Here is a 16,613-nt window from a genome sequence, read left to right as displayed (position 1 = left end):
CCTCCGCGCCGCCGACCACACTCCACGGGAGGGACCTACGACCGGAGGACGCGATGGGACACGAGGAGCTGCTCGCCCGGCACCGCGCGGTGATGCCCGACTGGATGGCCCTCTACTACGAGCGCCCGATCGAGCTGGCGAGCGCGAGCGGACGCCGCGTCACCGACCGCGAAGGGCGCACCTACCTGGACTTCTTCGCCGGCATCCTGACCAACGCGGTCGGCTACGACGTCGCCGAGATCTCCGACGCGATCCGGTCCCAGCTCGCGACCGGCGTGCTGCACAGCTCCACGCTCTACCTGATCCGCTCGCAGGTCGAGCTGGCCGAGAAGATCGCCGAGCTGTCCGGCATCCCGGACGCCAAGGTGTTCTTCACCAACTCCGGCACCGAGGCCAACGAGACGGCGCTCATGCTGGCCACCCAGTTCCGCCGCAGCGACCAGGTCCTCGCGCTGCGCAACTCCTACCACGGCCGCGCGTTCGCCACGGTCGCGATCACCGGCAACCGGGGCTGGTCGGCGTCCTCGCTCAGCCCGGTGAAGGTCAGCTGGGTGCACGGCGGCTACCGGTTCCGCAGCCCGTTCAAGGACCTCTCCGACGCCGACTACGTCAAGGCGTGCGTCGCGGACCTGCGCGAGGTGATCGAGACGACCACCGCGGGCGACGTGGCGTGCATGATCGCCGAGCCGATCCAGGGCGTCGGCGGGTTCTCCTCGCCGCCGGACGGGTTGTTCGGCGCGTTCAAGGAGGTGCTGGACGAGTACGGCATCCTCTTCGTCTCCGACGAGGTGCAGACCGGTTGGGGCCGCACCGGGGAGCACTTCTGGGGCATCCGGTCGCACGGCGTGACGCCCGACGCGATGACGTTCGCCAAGGGCCTCGGCAACGGCCTCGCGATCGGCGGCGTGGTCGCGCGCGGCGACCTGATGGACTGCCTGACGGCCAACTCGCTGTCCACGTTCGGCGGCAACCCGATCGCCACGACGGGGGCCCTGGCCACGCTGAACTACCTGCTCGACCACGACCTGCAGGCCAACGCCGCCAAGCTCGGCGAACGGCTGATCGACGGGTTGCGCGACATCGCGGCGGACCGGCCCTCGGTCGGCGACGTGCGCGGCAAGGGTTTGATGATCGGCATCGAGCTGGTGGGCCCGGACGGCGCGCCGGACGCGGCGCGGGCGGTCGCCGTGCTGGAGGGCACGCGGGAACGCGGCCTGCTGGTGGGCAAGGGCGGCCTGTACGGCAACGTCATCCGCCTCGCGCCGCCGATGAGCTTGACCGAGGACGAGGTCGAGGAAGCGCTCGGCATCCTGGAGGACGTGCTGTGAACACGAGCAGGGTCTCGCACTGGATCGGCGGCAAGCCTTGGAACGGCGAGAGCGCGCGCTCCGGTGACGTGTTCGACCCCGCGACCGGGCAGGTGGCGAGCCGGGTCGACTTCGCCGACGAGTCCACCGTGGACGCGGCGGTGGCTGCGGCGCGCGAGGCGTTCGGTTTGTGGCGCAGCGCGTCGCTGACGCAGCGGTCGAACGTGATGTTCGCGTTCCGCGAGCTGCTGAACGCGCGCAAGGGCGAGCTGGCCGCGATCGTCACCGCCGAGCACGGCAAGGTGCTGTCCGACGCGGCGGGGGAGGTGCAGCGCGCGCTGGAGGCCGTGGAGTTCGCGTGCGGCATCCCGCACCTGCTCAAGGGCGGGTTCAGCGAGAACGCGTCCACCCGGGTCGACGTGTACTCGATCCAGCAGCCGCTGGGCGTGGTCGGCGTGATCTCGCCGTTCAACTTCCCGGCCATGGTGCCGCTGTGGTTCGTGCCCAACGCCATCGCGTGCGGCAACGCCGTGGTGCTCAAGCCGTCGGAGAAGGACCCCTCGGCGGCGAACTTCATCGCGGAGCTGTTCGCCGAGGCCGGATTGCCCGACGGCGTGCTGAACGTCGTGCACGGTGACAAGGTCGCCGTGGACCGGCTCCTGGAGCACCCGGACGTGAAGGCGGTGTCGTTCGTGGGGTCGACACCGATCGCGCGCTACGTCTACGAGACCGGCACGCGGCACGGCAAGCGCGTGCAGGCGCTGGGCGGCGCGAAGAACCACATGGTCGTGCTGCCGGACGCGGACCTGGACCTGGCGGCGGACGCGGCGGTGTCGGCGGGCTTCGGCTCGGCGGGCGAGCGGTGCATGGCGATCTCGGTCGTGGTCGCGGTGGACCCGGTCGGCGACGAGCTGGTGGCCAAGGTCGTGGACCGGATGGAGAAGTTGCACGTCGGCGACGGCCGCCGGCCCGGCTGCGAGATGGGACCGCTGGTCACGGGCGCGCACCGCGATCGCGTGCTGTCCTATGTAGACAACGGACAGGCCGAAGGGGCGTCGTTGGTGGTGGACGGCCGGCAGCACGCGATCGACGGCGCCGCCGAGGGGTTCTGGCTCGGGCCGACGCTGTTCGACCACGTCGGCACGGACACGGCGCTCTACCGGGACGAGATCTTCGGGCCGGTGCTGTCGGTGCTGCGGGTGGCGACGTACGACGACGCGCTGGACGTGGTCAACGCCAACCCGTACGGCAACGGCACGGCGATCTTCACCAACGACGGCGGCGCGGCGCGGCGGTTCCAGAACGAGGTCGAGGTCGGCATGGTGGGCGTGAACGTGCCCATCCCGGTGCCGGTCGCGTACTACTCGTTCGGCGGGTGGAAGGACTCGCTGTTCGGCGACTCGCACGCGTACGGGCCCGAGGGCGTGCACTTCTTCACCCGCACCAAGGTCGTCACCGGCCGGTGGCTCGACCCGTCGCACGGCGGGGTGAACCTCGGCTTCCCCCAGAACACGTGAGGGCGCTGGTGGAGCGGTTCTACGCCGACGCGTGGAACCGCTGGGACGACTCGGTGGTCGACGGGCTGCTGGCCCCGGACTTCACGTTCCGGGGCTCGCTCGGCGACACCGTGCGCGGGCGGTCCGGCTGGCGGGCGTACCGCGACCGGGTGCGCGCCGCCGTGCCGGACTTCCACAACGAGGTCACCGCGCTCGTGGTCGAGGGCGACGCCGCCGCGGCACGCCTGCGCTACACCGGGCACCACCGCGGGGTGCTGCTCGGCGTGCCCGGGACCGGCGCGCTCGTCGACTACAGCGGCGCCGCCTTCTTCACCGCGCGCGGCGGGTTGCTGGCGGACGCCTGGGTGCTGGGCGACCTCGACGCGTTGCGCGCCCAGCTCACCTCTGCGCCGCCAACGCCTGGGGGAGCGGGTCGTACCGGCTGAACCGGCGGGTGTAGGTGCCGGTGCCCGAGGTCAGCGAGCGCAGTTCCACCGCGTACCGGAGCAGTTCGGTGGCGGGCACCTCGGCGCGGATCACCGTGTACCCCGGGCTCTCCGCCTCCGTGCCGAGCACCCGGCCGCGTCGGCTCGACAGGTCTCCCAGCACGGTGCCGAGGTGGTCGTCGGGCAGTCGCACGGTCACCTCGTCGACGGGTTCGAGCAGGCACGTCTTGCCGTTCGCGGCGGCCTCCTTCAACGCCAGCGCGCCGGCGGTCTGGAACGCGGCGTCCGACGAGTCGACCGAGTGCGCCTTGCCGTCCACCAGCGTGACGCGGACGTCCACCACGGGGTGGCCGCCCGACAGGCCGCGTTCGAGCTGGGCCCGCACGCCCTTCTCGACGCTCGGGATGAACTGGTTGGGCACCGCGCCGCCGACGATCTTGTCCACGAACTCGAAGCCGGACCCGCGCGGCAGGGGGTCGACCACGATGTCGCACACCGCGTACTGGCCGTGCCCACCGGACTGCTTCACGTGCCGCCCGTGGCCCTTGGCCTGGCTCGCGAACGTCTCCCGCAACGCCACCCGCACCGGCTCGGTGTCGACCTCCGCGCCGCCTGCGCGCAACCGCGCCAGCACGACGTCCGCGTGCGCCTCGCCCATGCACCACAGCACCAGCTGGTGGGTCTCGGCGTTGCGCTCCAGCCGCAGCGTGGGGTCGCCCGCGACCAGCTTGCCCAGGTTGCGCGCCAGGTTGTCCTCGTCGCTGCGGCTGCGCGGGACGACGGCCACCGGCAGCAGCGGTTCCGGCATCTCCCACGGCGCCACCAGCAGCGGCTTCTCCGGAGCCGACACCGTGTCGCCGGTCTCGGCGGAGCCGAGCTTGGTCAACGCGCACAGGTCGCCCGCCACGCAGTACGGCACTTCGCGCAGGTTCGCGCCCAGCGGCGAGTAGACGTGCGCCACGCGTTCGTCCACGTCGTGGTCCTCGTGACCGCGGTCGGCCATGCCGTGACCCGACACGTGCACCGGGCGTTCGGGGCGCAGCGTTCCGGAGAACACGCGCACCAGCGACACCCGGCCCACGTACGAGTCGACCGCCGTGCGCACGACCTCGGCCACCAGCGGGCCGTTCGGGTCGGCGGCCAGGCGCGGCTGCGGGATGCCGTCCACGCCGGTGACCTGGGGCAGCGGGTGCTCCAGGGGAGAGGGGAACGCGCGGGCGATGCCGTCGAGCATTTCCGGCAGGCCGAGACCGGTCAACGCGCACACCGGCATCACGGGGTGGAACGAGCCGCGCGCGACCGCCGTCTCCAGGTCCGCGACGAGCGTCGCCTGGTCGATCTCCTCGCCGCCGAGGTAGCGGTCCATCAGGGTCTCGTCCTCGCTCTCCGCGATGATCCCCTCGATGAGCGCGTTGCGCTCCTCCTCGAAGCGGGGGTCGTCGGTGGTGAGCAGGTTGACCAGCCCGTCGCCGTCGGGCAGGTACAGCGGCACGACGCCCGCGCCGAACGCCGCCTGGCACGCGGCGATCTCGCCCGGCACGTCGGCCCGCTGGTGGTCGGTGCGGGCGACCACGACCGCCCGCGGCATGCCGACCATCGCGCACTCCTCCCAGAGCGCGACCGTGGCCGGGTCGACGCCTTCCGCCGCGCTGACCACGAACAGCGCCGCGTCGGCCGCGCGCAGGCCGGCGCGCAACTCGCCGACGAAGTCCGCGTAGCCGGGCGTGTCGATGAGGTTGATCTTGATGTCGCCGTGCTGGACCGGGGCGACCGCGAGACCGACCGACCGCTGCTGGCGCACCGCGGCGGGGTCGTGGTCGCACACCGTGTTGCCCTCGGTGACCGATCCTGGTCGGGTCAGCACGCCGGTGCTGGCGAGCAGGGCCTCGGCGAGCGTCGTCTTGCCGGAGCCGGACGGGCCGACCAGCACGACGTTGCGGACCTTGGCCGGGTCGTCCACAGCGACCGCGCCTGCCGAGTGGCCGTTGTCGGAGTGTTTGCTGCCCATTGGGACCACCCTCCACAAGTATTTAGTGTTCGATCTCACACCCGTGGGGCGCGGGGGACAACCCCAAGCGGCCACACCCAACCCGGCAGGAGGAATCCGGACGGAGGCCGCGCCCACCTCAGCCGCACGTCGCCGCGTCGTCGACCGGCCCGCCGCCAAGCCGGCGGGTGGCGTGCACCACTACCTGCGAAGGAAGTGGAAGTGGCCTGCCGAGAACGTGCCTGATTGGCATGCTTCGGCGGTCCACGTCGGCCGTACCATGGTGGTGTTCGCCCCCTACTTCGAGAAAGGCTGGTCGTGACCACTTCACCCGACGCCGGCACCCAGGTCACCGGCACTTCCCGCGTCAAGCGGGGCATGGCGGAGATGCTCAAGGGCGGCGTGATCATGGACGTGGTCAACGCCGAGCAGGCCAAGATCGCCGAGGACGCCGGCGCCGTCGCCGTCATGGCGTTGGAGCGGGTGCCAGCCGACATCCGCGCGCAGGGCGGCGTGTCCCGGATGAGCGACCCGGACATGATCGACGGCATCATCGCCGCGGTGTCGATCCCGGTCATGGCCAAGGCCCGCATCGGTCACTTCGTCGAGGCGCAGGTGCTGCAGTCCCTCGGCGTGGACTACATCGACGAGTCCGAGGTGCTGACCCCGGCCGACTACGCCAACCACATCGACAAGTGGCAGTTCACCGTGCCGTTCGTGTGCGGTGCGACGAACCTGGGCGAGGCGCTGCGCCGCATCACCGAGGGCGCGGCGATGATCCGCTCCAAGGGCGAGGCCGGCACCGGTGACGTCTCCAACGCCACCACGCACATGCGCAAGATCCGCGCGGAGATCCTGCGGTTGCAGAACCTGCCCGCCGACGAGCTGTACGTCGCGGCGAAGGAGCTCCAGGCGCCGTACGAGCTGGTCCGCGAGGTCGCCGAGGCGGGCAAGCTGCCGGTCGTCCTGTTCACCGCGGGCGGCATCGCCACGCCGGCCGACGCGGCGATGATGATGCAGCTCGGCGCGGAGGGCGTGTTCGTCGGTTCGGGCATCTTCAAGTCCGGCAACCCGGCGCAGCGCGCGGAGGCGATCGTGAAGGCGACGACGTTCCACGACGACCCGGACGTGATCGCGAAGGTCTCGCGCGGCCTCGGCGAGGCCATGGTCGGCATCAACGTGGACGAGATCCCGGAACCCCACCGCCTGGCCGAACGCGGCTGGTAATCCAGGACGTGACGAGCGGCCCGCCGGACTTCCCGGCGGGCCGCTTCTGCGTCAGGAGATTGAGCACCTCTCCGGTGATCAGTTCGGGGGCGGCGAGTTCGCTGGTCAGGACGCGGTGGCGGAGCGGTTGGACGGGCTCGGCGCCGATCAGTGCTTCGATCAGGGCCGAGGCGTCGATCACGATCGTCGCCACAGGTGCTTGAACAGTTCGTCGTGGTGGGCGTCCTGCTCGGCCCGGCAAGCGGCCAGGACGGCGACGGCGTTCGTGGGCTCGCCGCGGAACAGGTCGAGGTCCGCCATGACGTCCGACATGGTGGGGCCCCCGGTGAACTCGGCCTGGCGGTGCGCGACCTGCGTGCGTAGGCCGAAGGCGTGGTTGTCGGACACGTGATCCAGGTTAGTCCTGGGCATCGACATTCGCGTGCACCTCCCGTGGTGTCATGCGAGGTCTATCGGCTGGTCGACCGCCCGGCCTGATCGCTCGAACGTGCGTTCTAGGCGTGCTCCGAGACCAGTAGGGCGGTGGTCCCCTGTTCGAGTGCCTGGGCGGTGTGCGGGACGTCGCCGGGGTAGAGCAGGTAGTCGCCGGGACCCAGTTCGACCGGCTCGGTCTGCGGGCCGGCGAGCATGCGGCCGGTGCTGACGATCACGTGTTCCACGGTTCCCGGCATGTGCGGCTCGGACTCGCGGGCCGGGCCCGGTTCCAGTTGGAGCATGTAGATGTCACGCCGGGCGCCCGGCGGGCACGACGCCAGCAGGGTCGCGGTGTAGTGCGCGCGTTCCGAGTAGATCGCCGGACCCTCGCCCGCGCGGATCACCCGGATGCGCGGCGTCGGCGGGTCGACCAGGCGCGAGAACGGCACGCCGAGCGCAACGCCGAGCGCCCACAGGGTCTCCACGCTGGGATTCCCGCTCGCCGACTCCAGCTGGGACAACGTGGACTTCGCGATGCCCGCCCGCTTGGCCAGTTCGCTCAACGACAGCCCGACGCGCTCGCGCTCACGGCGCAGCGAGGCGGCGATGACGTCGAGCGGAGCCCCTGTGTTCGACATGACAGTCCAATCGTTCGGCTTGACGAACGCCTTGTCACTGTTCATCGTAAAAGACGATGCGTTCGACATGGCGAACCCTTGATGCCGAGCTGCTGCGTGACGTCGCCGCGGTAGCCGCCGGCGCCGCGGTCAGCGGCGCCTCGTTCGGCGCGATCTCCACCGGCGCGGGCCTGCCCTGGTGGCTGCCCGTGGTGATGTCGCTGCTCGTCTTCGCGGGCGGCTCGCAGTTCATGGCGGTCGGGGTCGTCGCCGCCGGTGGCAGCCCGGCCGCCGCCGTGCTCGCGGGCCTCCTGCTCAACATCCGCCACCTGCCGTTCGGTCTGGCGGTCGGCGACGTGCTGGGCAAGGGCCTGCTGCCACGGCTCGTCGGCAGCCACCTGCTGATCGACGAGACGACCGCGTTCGCGCTGGCCCAGAGCGACCCGCGCAAGGCCAAGGCCGCCTACTGGTCGTGCGGCGTCGCGCTGTTCATCGCCTGGAACGTGGCCGTGGTCGCGGGCGCGCTGGTCGGCCGGAACATCGGCGACCCGGCCGCGTTCGGGCTGGACGCCGCGTTCCCCGCCGCCCTGCTCGCGCTCCTGCTGCCCGCGCTCAAGGACAAGGCCACCCGGCACGCCGCCCTGCTCGGCGCGGCCATCGCCCTGGCCACCACGCCGTTCCTGCCCGCAGGCGTCCCGGTGCTGTTCGCCCTGGGCGGCCTGCTGATCACCGCACGACAGGAGGTCAAGCCGTGACGCTGACCGCGGTCCTCGTGCTCGCCGTGGGCACCTACGCGTTCCGCCTGGCCGGGCCGCTGCTGCGCGACCGCCTCACGCTGTCCGACCGGGTCAAGCTGCTGATGTCCACCTCGGCCACCGTGCTGCTGTTCGCCCTGGTCGCCACGGCCACGCTCACCAAGGGCCAGGGCTTCGCGGGCCTCGCCCTGCCGATCGGCGTCCTGGTCGCCGGTGTCGCGGCGTGGCGCAAAGCGCCGTTCGTCGTCGTGGTCGTGCTGGCCGCCGTGACGACCGCGGGCCTGCGCTTCGTCGGCGTGTCCTAGAGGTATTCGCGCAACCGCCCGGCGAGCCGGTGGCGGTCCTGGGTCGCGCCGAAGTCCGGCTCCGCGCCGCCCGTCCGGCCGGCCAGCACGTCGTCGACGAACTGCGCCACCTCGTCCGGCGGCGGCACGAGCGGCTGGCCGAGGTGCGCCACGACGACCGGCTTCTCGGTCGGATCGGTCTCCACCGCGATCGACCAGCCGCGCTGCTCGTTCCACAGCAGCATCAGGTCGGGTCCCGGCCCCTCCAGGCCGAGGTACGCGGTGGCGGTGTCACTGACCTCGAACTCGGTGCCCTCGGGTGGCACGCCGATCTCCTCGGCCACCGCTTGCACGTACCGGGCCAGTCCGAGGCTGATCAGCGCACTGTCGTCCATGTCCTCATTCTGGACCTCTCCGCGCGCTCCCGGCCGCTCACCCGGCGATCGGGGCCGTGAGCCACGTCTCCGGGATGCCGAACGCGTCCACCAGGCCGCGCGCGTGCGGCCGCAACCGGCCGCACAACTCGTTCACCGCCTGGGACACCGCCTTCGCCCGCTGCGGCGTGAGCCTGCCGTGCTCCAGGAACCACGCCCGGTCCGCCTCGATCGTGCTCAACGCGTACAGGTCGCACACCTGGTCCAGCAACGCCGTGGCCTCCGGATCGCGGCACCGGTCCACCGCCGCCACGAACGCCTCCAGCACCACCCGGTCCACGTGGGCGCGTGCGGCGTGCAGCACGTGGTCCTGCGCGGCGTTGAACACGTCGAACGCGTCGTCCCGCGACGCGCGCCGCAACCTCCGCGCCAACCCCTCCAGCACGTGCTTCTCGCGGTCCTCGAACTGCCGCACCTGCCACCCCCGGTCCAGCAACGCGTCCGAGCTGCCCGACACCAACCGGTCGATGATCGCCCGCGCCGCCGTCCGCTCGATCACCACACCGACCGCCTGGTCCGCCACGAACCGCGCCATGCCCCACGGGTCCAGGTCGCCGACGTGATCGCGATAGCTGGTCAGCAACCCCTTCGCGACCAACTGCAGCAGCACCGTGTTGTCGCCCTCGAACGTCGTGAACACGTCGGTGTCCGCCTTCAACCCGGCGATCAGGTTCTCCGACAGGTACCCGGCCCCGCCGCACGCCTCCCGACACGTCTGGATCGTCTCCGTGGCGTGCCAGGTGGCCACCGCCTTCAACCCCGCCGCCCGCGACTCCAACTCCCGCTGCTGCCGGTCGTCGGCCACGTCGTGCAGCGCCGACACCAGCTCCTCCTGCGCGAAGTGCAACGCGTACGACGTCGCCAACGCGGGCAGCAACCGCCGCTGGTGCGCGAGGTAGTCGAGCACCACGACTTCCTCACCCGTGTCGGGCCGCGTGAACTGCCGCCGCGCCTCGCCGTACCGGACGGCCAACGCCAACGCCTTCTTCGTCGCGCTGCCCGCACCACCGGCCACGCTGATCCGCCCCCGGACCAACGTCCCGAGCATGGTGAAGAACCGCCTGCCCTCACCCTCGACGGGGCTGGAGTACGTGCCGTCCGGCGCGACGTCCCCGTACCGGTTGAGCAGGTTCTCCCGGGGCACCCGCACCCCCTCGAACCACAACCGCCCGTTGTCCACGCCGTTCAGCCCGGCCTTCGGCCCGCAGTCCTCGATCCGCACGCCCGGCATCGGCGCGCCGTGCTCGTCCCGGATCGGCACGAGCACCGCGTGCACGCCGTGCGTCACACCACCCGTCACCAACTGCGCGAACACCACCGCCATCCGCCCGTCACGCGCCGCGTTGCCGATGTAGTCCTTGCGCGCCGACGGGTCCGGCGTGTCGACGACGAACTCCTCGGTGTCCGGGTCGTACGTCGCCGTGGTGCGCAAGTGCTGCACGTCCGACCCGTGCCCCGTCTCGGTCATCGCGAAGCAACCGGGCAACTCCAACGCCATGATCGCCCGCAAGTACCGCTCGTGGTGCTCCTCCGTCCCCAACGCCTGCACCGCACCACCGAACAACCCCCACTGCACACCGGCCTTCACCATCAACGACAGATCCCCGAACCCCAGGACCTCGAACGCCACCACCGACCCACCGACATCGTCCTGCCCGCCGTACTCGGCCGGGAACCCGATCAACGGGTGCCCACCGCCGGCCAACACGTGCATCTGCTCCAACACCCAGGCCCGGTACTCCTCGCGCCCCAGCTCACCAGCCGGCTTCAACCCGCCGAGCAACTCCAACGACCTCCGCCGCAACACCCCCCAACGCCCATCCAGCAACTCCCGCAACGCCTCAACCCCACCCGCCGCAATCCCCATACCCCTTTGCTAACACACCTCCACCCCACCGGCCCGCCGACAACCTCGCCCCACCTCTCACCCGACCCGCCCCACCGTCCACCGCCACGCCCTTCCTCCAACAGAAGGGCTTCGTGTCATCCCGCCGACCTGGCTCCGCCCTACCGCGCGTGTCAAGGGGGCACCTTCCACCCCGACAGGAACGATGGGCTGGAACCGCCCCCTTGATACGTGTGGTAGCCCGTAGGGAGGTCGGTGGGATGACACGAAACCCGACCAACAACGGACCCGCCGCCGAACCGCCCACCCCGCCGTCATCCTGCTGATCTGCCCGTCCGGCGAGGACTCTTTCGCTCTTCAACGCCCTTACCCCGATCGGAGTAACACCCCTCCACCTCCAGGCGACCTCATCAGTGGCACCACTCTGGAGGCAACCCATGACTTTCCGTAATCGCTGCAGGCGGATCGCCATCACCGCCGCGCTCGCACTGACCACCCCACTGCTGGCACCACTGCTCCTGACCGGTCCCGCCGTCGCCGATCCCAACAACAACTCACCGGCCAAGCTCACCAAGGCCGTCACGCTCGACGGCGTGCTGCGCCACCTCGACGCGTTCCAAGCCATCGCCGACACCCACGGCGACCGGGCCGCCGGCAGGCTCGGCTACCAGGCGTCGGTCGACTACGTCGTCGACACGCTCACCACCGCCGGGTACGAGCCGACCGTGCAGCAGTTCGACTTCCCCTACACCGAGGAGAGGTCCGAACTCGAACAAGTCGCACCCACCCCCACCACCTACGTCGCCGGCCGCGACTTCACCCGCAACAACTTCACCCCGACCTTCATCGGCGAGGCCACCGCACCGGCCTACCCGGTCGACGTCGTCATCCCGCCCGGCCCGACACCGAACTCCAACAGCAGCGGCTGCGAGGCCGCCGACTTCTTCGGCTTCCCGATCGGCGGCATCGCGCTGCTGCAACGCGGCACGTGCGGCTTCGCCCAGAAGGTCCTGAACGCCCAGGCCGCGGGCGCCTCCGGCGTCGTCCTGTTCAACGAGGGCCAGCCGGGCCGCACCGGCCTGTCCACGCCGATCGGCGACACGCCCGGCCTCGCGATCCCGGTCGTCTTCGCCACCTACGCGGTCGGCGAGGCGCTCGCCACCAACGCTCCCCGGATCGTCCGGGTGAAGGTCGACTTCTTGTCCGACACGCGCACCGCGTGGAACGTGTTCGCCGAGTCGCGCGAGGGGTTGGCCGACAACACGGTGATGGCCGGCGCCCACCTCGACAGCGTGCAGGACGGCGCCGGGATCAACGACAACGGCACGGGTTCCGCCGCGCTGCTGGAGACCGCCGTCCAGATGGCCAAGGTCAAGACCAACAACCTGGTCCGGTTCGCGTGGTGGGGTGCCGAGGAGGAAGGCCTGCTCGGCTCCGAGCACTACGTCGCCACCCTGCCGCAGGCCGAGCTGGACCGGATCGCGCTGTACCTGAACTTCGACATGGTCGGCTCGCCGAACTACTTCAACGGCGTCTACGACGGTGACAACTCCAGCGGCACCGCCCCGCCCGGCTTCATCCCGCCGGGCTCGGCGGAGATCGAGGACGTGTTCGAGAAGTTCTACGCCGACCGCGGCGTGCCGTCGGAGGACACCGAGTTCTCCGGCCGGTCCGACTACGGCCCGTTCATCCAGGTCGGCATCCCGGCCGGCGGCCTGTTCACCGGCGCCGAAGGCACCAAGACCGCCGCCCAGGCGGCCCGCTACGGCGGCGTCCCGGGCGCCGCGTTCGACCCGTGCTACCACCAGCCGTGCGACAGCCTCACCCCGGTGGACGACGGCGCCGACCCCGCGCTGTACGCGCAGCTGGACGCCGCCTACGACCTGCGCGGCAACGTCAACGCCGTGGCTCTCGACGTCAACTCCGACGCCGTCGCCACCGCCGTCATCACCTTCGCCTTCGACACCTCGACCGTGAACAGCGTGCGCTCACCGGGCAAGTCCCACGGCTCTTCTTCGGTGCGCATCACTTCTTGACCTCACCGAACACCGAACACCGAACACCGAACACGATCACCGATCACCGGCTTGACCTCACCGATCACCGATCACCGCCCGCCGGCGGCACGGTGTGCTTGCGAACGTGCTGGAACAGCAGGTTCGTCTGCACCTCGCTGACCTCCCGGCGGGTGGTGAAGCGGTCGAGCACCAAGCGTTGCAGGTGGGCCGTGTCCGACACCGCGACGTGCACCAGGAAGTCCTCCGGCCCCGCCACGTGCGACATCGCCAGCACCTCCGGCAACGTCAGCACGTAGTCCATGAACGGCTCCACGATCGCCCTCGTGTGCGGCCGGACCCGCACCGCGATGATCGCCTGCACCGGTCGTCCCACGGCGGCCAGGTCCACCTCCGCGTGGTAGCCGGTGATCACGCCCCGCTCGCGCAGCGACCGGTGCCGGACCACGCACGTCGACGCGGCCACGTTGACCCGGTCCGCCAGGTCCTTGTTGGGCAGCCGAGCGTCCTTCTGCAGCTCCTGCACGATCGCCGCGTCCACCGAATCCAGCACCGCAAATCCCTCCTGTCGCCGAACAGCCTGCGGAACCTATCCCTATCTGCCGACGATAAGTCCAAGATTCGCGCATGACCCGGTTGCGAACGACGGCGGTGCACGGTGGGCGCGACGATCTCGCCGACCTGGGCGTGCACGCCCTGCCGATCGACCTGTCCACCACCTACCCGATCCCGGACCAGGCCGAGGGCGGCCACGCGCTGCAACACCTCGCCGAGGGCGCGGCGCACGCCGCCTCGCCGGTCTACTCCCGGCTGCACAACCCGACCGTCGCCCGGTTCGAGCGGGCCCTGGCGACGCTGGAAGGGACGTCTGCCGCCGTGGCGTTCGGCAGCGGCATGGCCGCGGTGACCGCCGTGGTGCAGGCCGCGTGCGTGCTGACCGGCAAGCCGCACGTGGTCGCCGTGCGCCCGATCTACGGCGGCACCGACCACCTGCTGTCGTCCGGTCTGCTCGGCGTGCGCACCACCTACGCGACAGCCGACCGCGTCGCCGGCGCGATCACCCCCGACACCGGCCTGGTGGTCATCGAGACACCGGCCAACCCCAACCTGGACCTGCTCGACATCGCCGCGATCGTCGCGCAGGCGGGCGACGTCCCGGTGATGGTGGACAACACGTTCGCCACGCCCGTGCTCCAGAACCCGGCCGCCCTCGGCGCCACCTACGTGCTGCACTCCGGCACCAAGTACCTCGGCGGGCACGGCGACGTGCTCGGCGGCGTGGTGGCGTGCGCCGAGTAGCGGGCCGCGGCGCTGCGCCAGATCCGGATCATCACCGGCGCGGTGCTGCACCCGCTGGGCGGCTACCTCATGCACCGCGGCCTGGCCACGCTGCCGCTCCGCGTCGAAGCGGCCCAGCGCAGCGCGATCGAGCTGGCCGCACGGCTGGACTCGCACCCCGGCACCGGCCTGGTCCGGCACCCGAGCCTGCCCGGCGCCGACCCGGCCGGCCTGATCGGCACGCAGCTGCGCGGTCCGGGCGCGGTGCTGGCGTTCACCTCCCGTGAAGACCCGACCGCGGTCGTGCGCAGGCTCGAGCTGATCACGCCCGCCGTGAGCCTCGGTTCGGTCGACACGCTCATTGAGCATCCCGCCGCGTTGACGCACCGACTGGTGCCCGACACCGCGCGCGAGGCGTCCGGCGTGCCGGCCAACCTCCTGCGCCTGAGCATCGGCCTGGAGGACGTCGAGGACATCTGGGACGACCTCGACCGCGCCCTCTCCGGATACGACCGCACCCTCTCCGGGCATTGTGAAGAGGATTACATCAAGTCTTCCTCAAGCGATTTCCGAGAACGGGCCGTCAGCCACTAGCGTTTCGCCGTCATGGTGTGAACCGGGCGCGCGCAGTCGGCCGCCGTCGAGTGCCCCAATCGGGCCGACCGGCAGCCGGACCTGCTACAACAGGCCACCGCGCGTCCCGGTTCGCGCCATGTCGCGAAGCCGGTGGTGAATGCCGAAGTGGCGTGGCTATTCGGCTTTCCGAATTCCGTCGCGCGAACCCGCACCCACCCCGACCGGACCAACCCGGACCCGACCGGACCAACCCGGAGCCGGCCGGACCGGACCAAACCCGGACCCGGACCCGGACCGGACTCGTCTGGACAGGCCCGGCCCGGCGGTCGGATCGCGTTCCCGCTTTCCCCGTGCTCGCCGCGCCGTCCTCCGCTCCGCGGTGCGGGCGAGCCGCCTGAGCCCGTCGTTCGACGGCCCACCAGGCCGCCGAACGGGTCGCGGTGCGCGACTGGCGCGCCGCGGGAGGACCGAACGGCCGGGCGGGTGCCACGAGCACCCGTCCGGCCCGGTCACCTAGGCTGGTGGCAGTTCACCTAGGAGGAAACCCAGCCGTGTCCGTCGTCGGTGTCCTCGCCCTCCAGGGCGACGTCCGTGAGCACCTCGTCGCGTTGGCCGAGGCCGACGTGCTCGCCCGTCCGATCCGCCGGCCCGAGGAGTTGGCCGAGGTCGACGGCGTGGTGCTGCCGGGCGGCGAGTCGACGACCATCAGCCGGCTGCTCGCCACGTTCGACCTGCTCGAACCCCTGCGCGCCCGGATCAAGGAGGGCATGCCCGCGTACGGTTCGTGCGCCGGGATGATCCTGCTGGCCGACCGCGTCCTGGACGGGCGGCCCGACCAGCACCAGCTCGGCGGGCTCGACATCGTGGTGCGGCGCAACGCGTTCGGCAGGCAGGTCGATTCCTTCGAGGCCGAACTCGACTTCACCGACGTGGGCGAGGTGCACGCGGTGTTCATCCGCGCCCCGTGGGTGGAATCGGCGGGATCGGACGTGGAAGTACTCGCCCGGGTGCCCGAAACGGAAGACGCCGGAGAGGCCGCCGGTAGGATCGTCGCGGTTCGGCAGGGGCACGTGCTCGCCACCTCGTTCCACCCGGAACTGACCGGCGACGGGCGGGTGCACCGCCTTTTCGTGGACATGGTCCGTGCCGCGGGCTGAGTATTCGACGGAGGAAAGATGAGCGGCCACTCAAAGTGGGCGACCACCAAGCACAAGAAGGCCGCAATCGACGCCAAGCGCGGCAAGCTCTTCGCGCGGCTGATCAAGAACATCGAGGTGGCGGCCCGCACCGGCGGTAGCGACCCCGACGGCAACCCCACCCTGTACGACGCCATCCAGAAGGCGCGGAAGAACTCCGTGCCGCTGGACAACATCGAGCGCGCCCGCAAGCGCGGCGGTGGCGAGGAGGCCGGCGGCGCGGACTGGCAGACCATCATGTACGAGGGCTATGGCCCCAACGGCGTGGCGGTGCTGGTCGAGTGCCTGACCGACAACCGCAACCGGGCCGCGTCCGAGGTCCGCACCGCGATGACCCGCAACGGCGGCTCGATGGCCGACCCGGGCTCGGTGGCCTACATGTTCACCCGCAAGGGCGTGGTCATCGTGCCGAAGGGCGACCTGTCCGAGGACGACGTCCTGATGGCGGTGCTCGACGCGGGCGCGGAGGAGGTCAACGACCTCGGCGAGAGCTACGAGGTCGTCTCCGAGGCCGGTGACCTGGTCGCGGTGCGCAAGTCCCTCCAGGACGCCGGGTACGACTACGAGTCGGCGGAGGCGAACTTCCTGCCGTCGGTCACCGTGCAGCTGGAGGCCGAGGGCGCGCGGAAGATCTTCAAGCTGATCGACGCGCTCGAGGACTGCGACGACGTGCAGAACGTGTTCGCGAACTTCGACGTCTCCGACGAGGTGATGGCCGAGGTCGACTGAGCCCCG

15 protein-coding genes and 1 pseudogene are annotated in these 16,613 nt (G+C 71.0%); 10 read left to right on the top strand and 6 right to left on the bottom strand.

Features of this window, described 5'->3' with window-relative positions; genetic code table 11:
- Positions 1 to 53 precede the first annotated feature (53 nt).
- From ACZ7GX_RS21110 to ACZ7GX_RS21100, 3 genes are read left to right on the top strand one after another with little or no spacing between them, the layout of a single operon-like run.
- Positions 54 to 1,328 carry an aspartate aminotransferase family protein gene (locus ACZ7GX_RS21110; RefSeq protein WP_498778772.1) on the top strand — a complete coding sequence of 425 codons (1,275 nt, stop codon included), beginning with the start codon at positions 54 to 56 and terminating at the stop codon, positions 1,326 to 1,328.
- On the top strand, positions 1,325 to 2,824 hold the full coding sequence (locus ACZ7GX_RS21105) for a CoA-acylating methylmalonate-semialdehyde dehydrogenase (RefSeq protein ID WP_498778770.1): 1,500 nt from the start codon (positions 1,325 to 1,327) through the stop codon (positions 2,822 to 2,824). The genes ACZ7GX_RS21110 and ACZ7GX_RS21105 overlap by 4 nt, the downstream gene beginning before the upstream one ends.
- Complete coding sequence (locus ACZ7GX_RS21100) at positions 2,821 to 3,249, top strand: ester cyclase (protein ID WP_498778768.1); 429 nt, start codon at positions 2,821 to 2,823, stop codon at positions 3,247 to 3,249. Before ACZ7GX_RS21105 ends, ACZ7GX_RS21100 begins: the two co-directional genes overlap by 4 nt.
- Here ACZ7GX_RS21100 and ACZ7GX_RS21095 read toward each other — a convergent pair.
- Entirely contained in the window at positions 3,203 to 5,257 is a 2,055-nt protein-coding gene (locus tag ACZ7GX_RS21095) for an elongation factor G-like protein EF-G2 (protein ID WP_498778766.1), read from the bottom strand. The genes ACZ7GX_RS21100 and ACZ7GX_RS21095 overlap by 47 nt on opposite strands.
- A 297-nt stretch (positions 5,258 to 5,554) precedes the next feature.
- Between ACZ7GX_RS21095 and pdxS the strand changes: the two genes are divergently transcribed.
- Positions 5,555 to 6,463, top strand: coding sequence for a pyridoxal 5'-phosphate synthase lyase subunit PdxS (gene pdxS / locus ACZ7GX_RS21090; RefSeq protein ID WP_498778764.1), 909 nt, complete (start codon positions 5,555 to 5,557; stop codon positions 6,461 to 6,463).
- A gap of 177 nt (positions 6,464 to 6,640) precedes the next feature.
- On the opposite strand, the gene ACZ7GX_RS21085 is transcribed toward pdxS, so the two are convergent.
- Positions 6,641 to 6,850 (bottom strand): hypothetical protein, encoded by a 210-nt coding sequence (locus tag ACZ7GX_RS21085; protein ID WP_498778762.1) that lies wholly within the window; start codon positions 6,848 to 6,850, stop codon positions 6,641 to 6,643.
- Positions 6,851 to 6,957: 107 nt separating this feature from the next.
- Entirely contained in the window at positions 6,958 to 7,515 is a 558-nt protein-coding gene (locus ACZ7GX_RS21080) for a helix-turn-helix domain-containing protein (RefSeq protein WP_498778761.1), read from the bottom strand.
- A 56-nt stretch (positions 7,516 to 7,571) separates the two neighbouring features.
- Between ACZ7GX_RS21080 and ACZ7GX_RS21075 the strand changes: the two genes are divergently transcribed.
- Together ACZ7GX_RS21075 and ACZ7GX_RS21070 are read left to right on the top strand one after the other, a co-directional pair.
- Entirely contained in the window at positions 7,572 to 8,249 is a 678-nt protein-coding gene (locus ACZ7GX_RS21075) for an AzlC family ABC transporter permease (RefSeq protein ID WP_498778758.1), read from the top strand.
- Positions 8,246 to 8,554, top strand: a complete 309-nt coding sequence (locus ACZ7GX_RS21070; RefSeq protein WP_498778756.1) for an AzlD domain-containing protein — start codon at positions 8,246 to 8,248, stop codon at positions 8,552 to 8,554. Before ACZ7GX_RS21075 ends, ACZ7GX_RS21070 begins: the two co-directional genes overlap by 4 nt.
- Here ACZ7GX_RS21070 and ACZ7GX_RS21065 read toward each other — a convergent pair.
- Both ACZ7GX_RS21065 and ACZ7GX_RS21060 read right to left on the bottom strand, forming a co-directional pair.
- Entirely contained in the window at positions 8,551 to 8,928 is a 378-nt protein-coding gene (locus ACZ7GX_RS21065; protein ID WP_498778755.1) for a DUF6292 family protein, read from the bottom strand. The two genes, ACZ7GX_RS21070 and ACZ7GX_RS21065, sit on opposite strands and share 4 nt — an antisense overlap.
- A gap of 37 nt (positions 8,929 to 8,965) precedes the next feature.
- A complete protein-coding gene (locus ACZ7GX_RS21060) occupies positions 8,966 to 10,834 on the bottom strand; it encodes an acyl-CoA dehydrogenase family protein (protein ID WP_498778753.1) in 1,869 nt (622 codons plus the stop codon).
- A 416-nt stretch (positions 10,835 to 11,250) separates the two neighbouring features.
- Between ACZ7GX_RS21060 and ACZ7GX_RS21055 the strand changes: the two genes are divergently transcribed.
- Positions 11,251 to 12,849: a M28 family metallopeptidase gene (locus tag ACZ7GX_RS21055; RefSeq protein ID WP_498778752.1), complete on the top strand. Its 1,599-nt coding sequence runs from the start codon at positions 11,251 to 11,253 to the stop codon at positions 12,847 to 12,849.
- Positions 12,850 to 12,913: 64 nt separating this feature from the next.
- On the opposite strand, the gene ACZ7GX_RS21050 is transcribed toward ACZ7GX_RS21055, so the two are convergent.
- Positions 12,914 to 13,381 carry an Lrp/AsnC family transcriptional regulator gene (locus ACZ7GX_RS21050; protein WP_498778751.1) on the bottom strand — a complete coding sequence of 156 codons (468 nt, stop codon included), beginning with the start codon at positions 13,379 to 13,381 and terminating at the stop codon, positions 12,914 to 12,916.
- Positions 13,382 to 13,455: 74 nt separating this feature from the next.
- Between ACZ7GX_RS21050 and ACZ7GX_RS21045 the strand changes: the two are divergent.
- The 3 genes and pseudogenes from ACZ7GX_RS21045 to ACZ7GX_RS21035 all read left to right on the top strand — a co-directional run bounded on the left by ACZ7GX_RS21045 (position 13,456) and on the right by ACZ7GX_RS21035 (position 16,607).
- Positions 13,456 to 14,700 (top strand): annotated as a pseudogene (locus tag ACZ7GX_RS21045) (trans-sulfuration enzyme family protein).
- A 533-nt stretch (positions 14,701 to 15,233) separates the two neighbouring features.
- Positions 15,234 to 15,839: a pyridoxal 5'-phosphate synthase glutaminase subunit PdxT gene (gene pdxT, locus ACZ7GX_RS21040; protein WP_143192976.1), complete on the top strand. Its 606-nt coding sequence runs from the start codon at positions 15,234 to 15,236 to the stop codon at positions 15,837 to 15,839.
- Between the two features lie 18 nt (positions 15,840 to 15,857).
- Positions 15,858 to 16,607: a YebC/PmpR family DNA-binding transcriptional regulator gene (locus ACZ7GX_RS21035; RefSeq protein ID WP_230565635.1), complete on the top strand. Its 750-nt coding sequence runs from the start codon at positions 15,858 to 15,860 to the stop codon at positions 16,605 to 16,607.
- The last annotated feature ends 6 nt before the right edge of the window (positions 16,608 to 16,613 follow it).

Source organism: Actinosynnema sp. NPDC037264 (genome assembly GCF_055603705.1).
The sequence above is the reverse complement of the archived record's forward strand: the minus strand, read 5'-3'. Positions and strand labels throughout refer to the sequence as shown.

Coding starts and splice junctions, on each gene's coding strand:
- ACZ7GX_RS21110 (WP_498778772.1), top strand. CDS start 54: ATGGGACACGAGGAGCTGCTCGCCCGGCACCGCGCGGTGATGCCCGAC.
- ACZ7GX_RS21095 (WP_498778766.1), bottom strand. CDS start 5,257: ATGGGCAGCAAACACTCCGACAACGGCCACTCGGCAGGCGCGGTCGCT.
- ACZ7GX_RS21080 (WP_498778761.1), bottom strand. CDS start 7,515: ATGTCGAACACAGGGGCTCCGCTCGACGTCATCGCCGCCTCGCTGCGC.
- ACZ7GX_RS21075 (WP_498778758.1), top strand. CDS start 7,572: ATGCGTTCGACATGGCGAACCCTTGATGCCGAGCTGCTGCGTGACGTC.
- ACZ7GX_RS21065 (WP_498778755.1), bottom strand. CDS start 8,928: ATGGACGACAGTGCGCTGATCAGCCTCGGACTGGCCCGGTACGTGCAA.
- ACZ7GX_RS21060 (WP_498778753.1), bottom strand. CDS start 10,834: ATGGGGATTGCGGCGGGTGGGGTTGAGGCGTTGCGGGAGTTGCTGGAT.
- ACZ7GX_RS21055 (WP_498778752.1), top strand. CDS start 11,251: ATGACTTTCCGTAATCGCTGCAGGCGGATCGCCATCACCGCCGCGCTC.
- ACZ7GX_RS21035 (WP_230565635.1), top strand. CDS start 15,858: ATGAGCGGCCACTCAAAGTGGGCGACCACCAAGCACAAGAAGGCCGCA.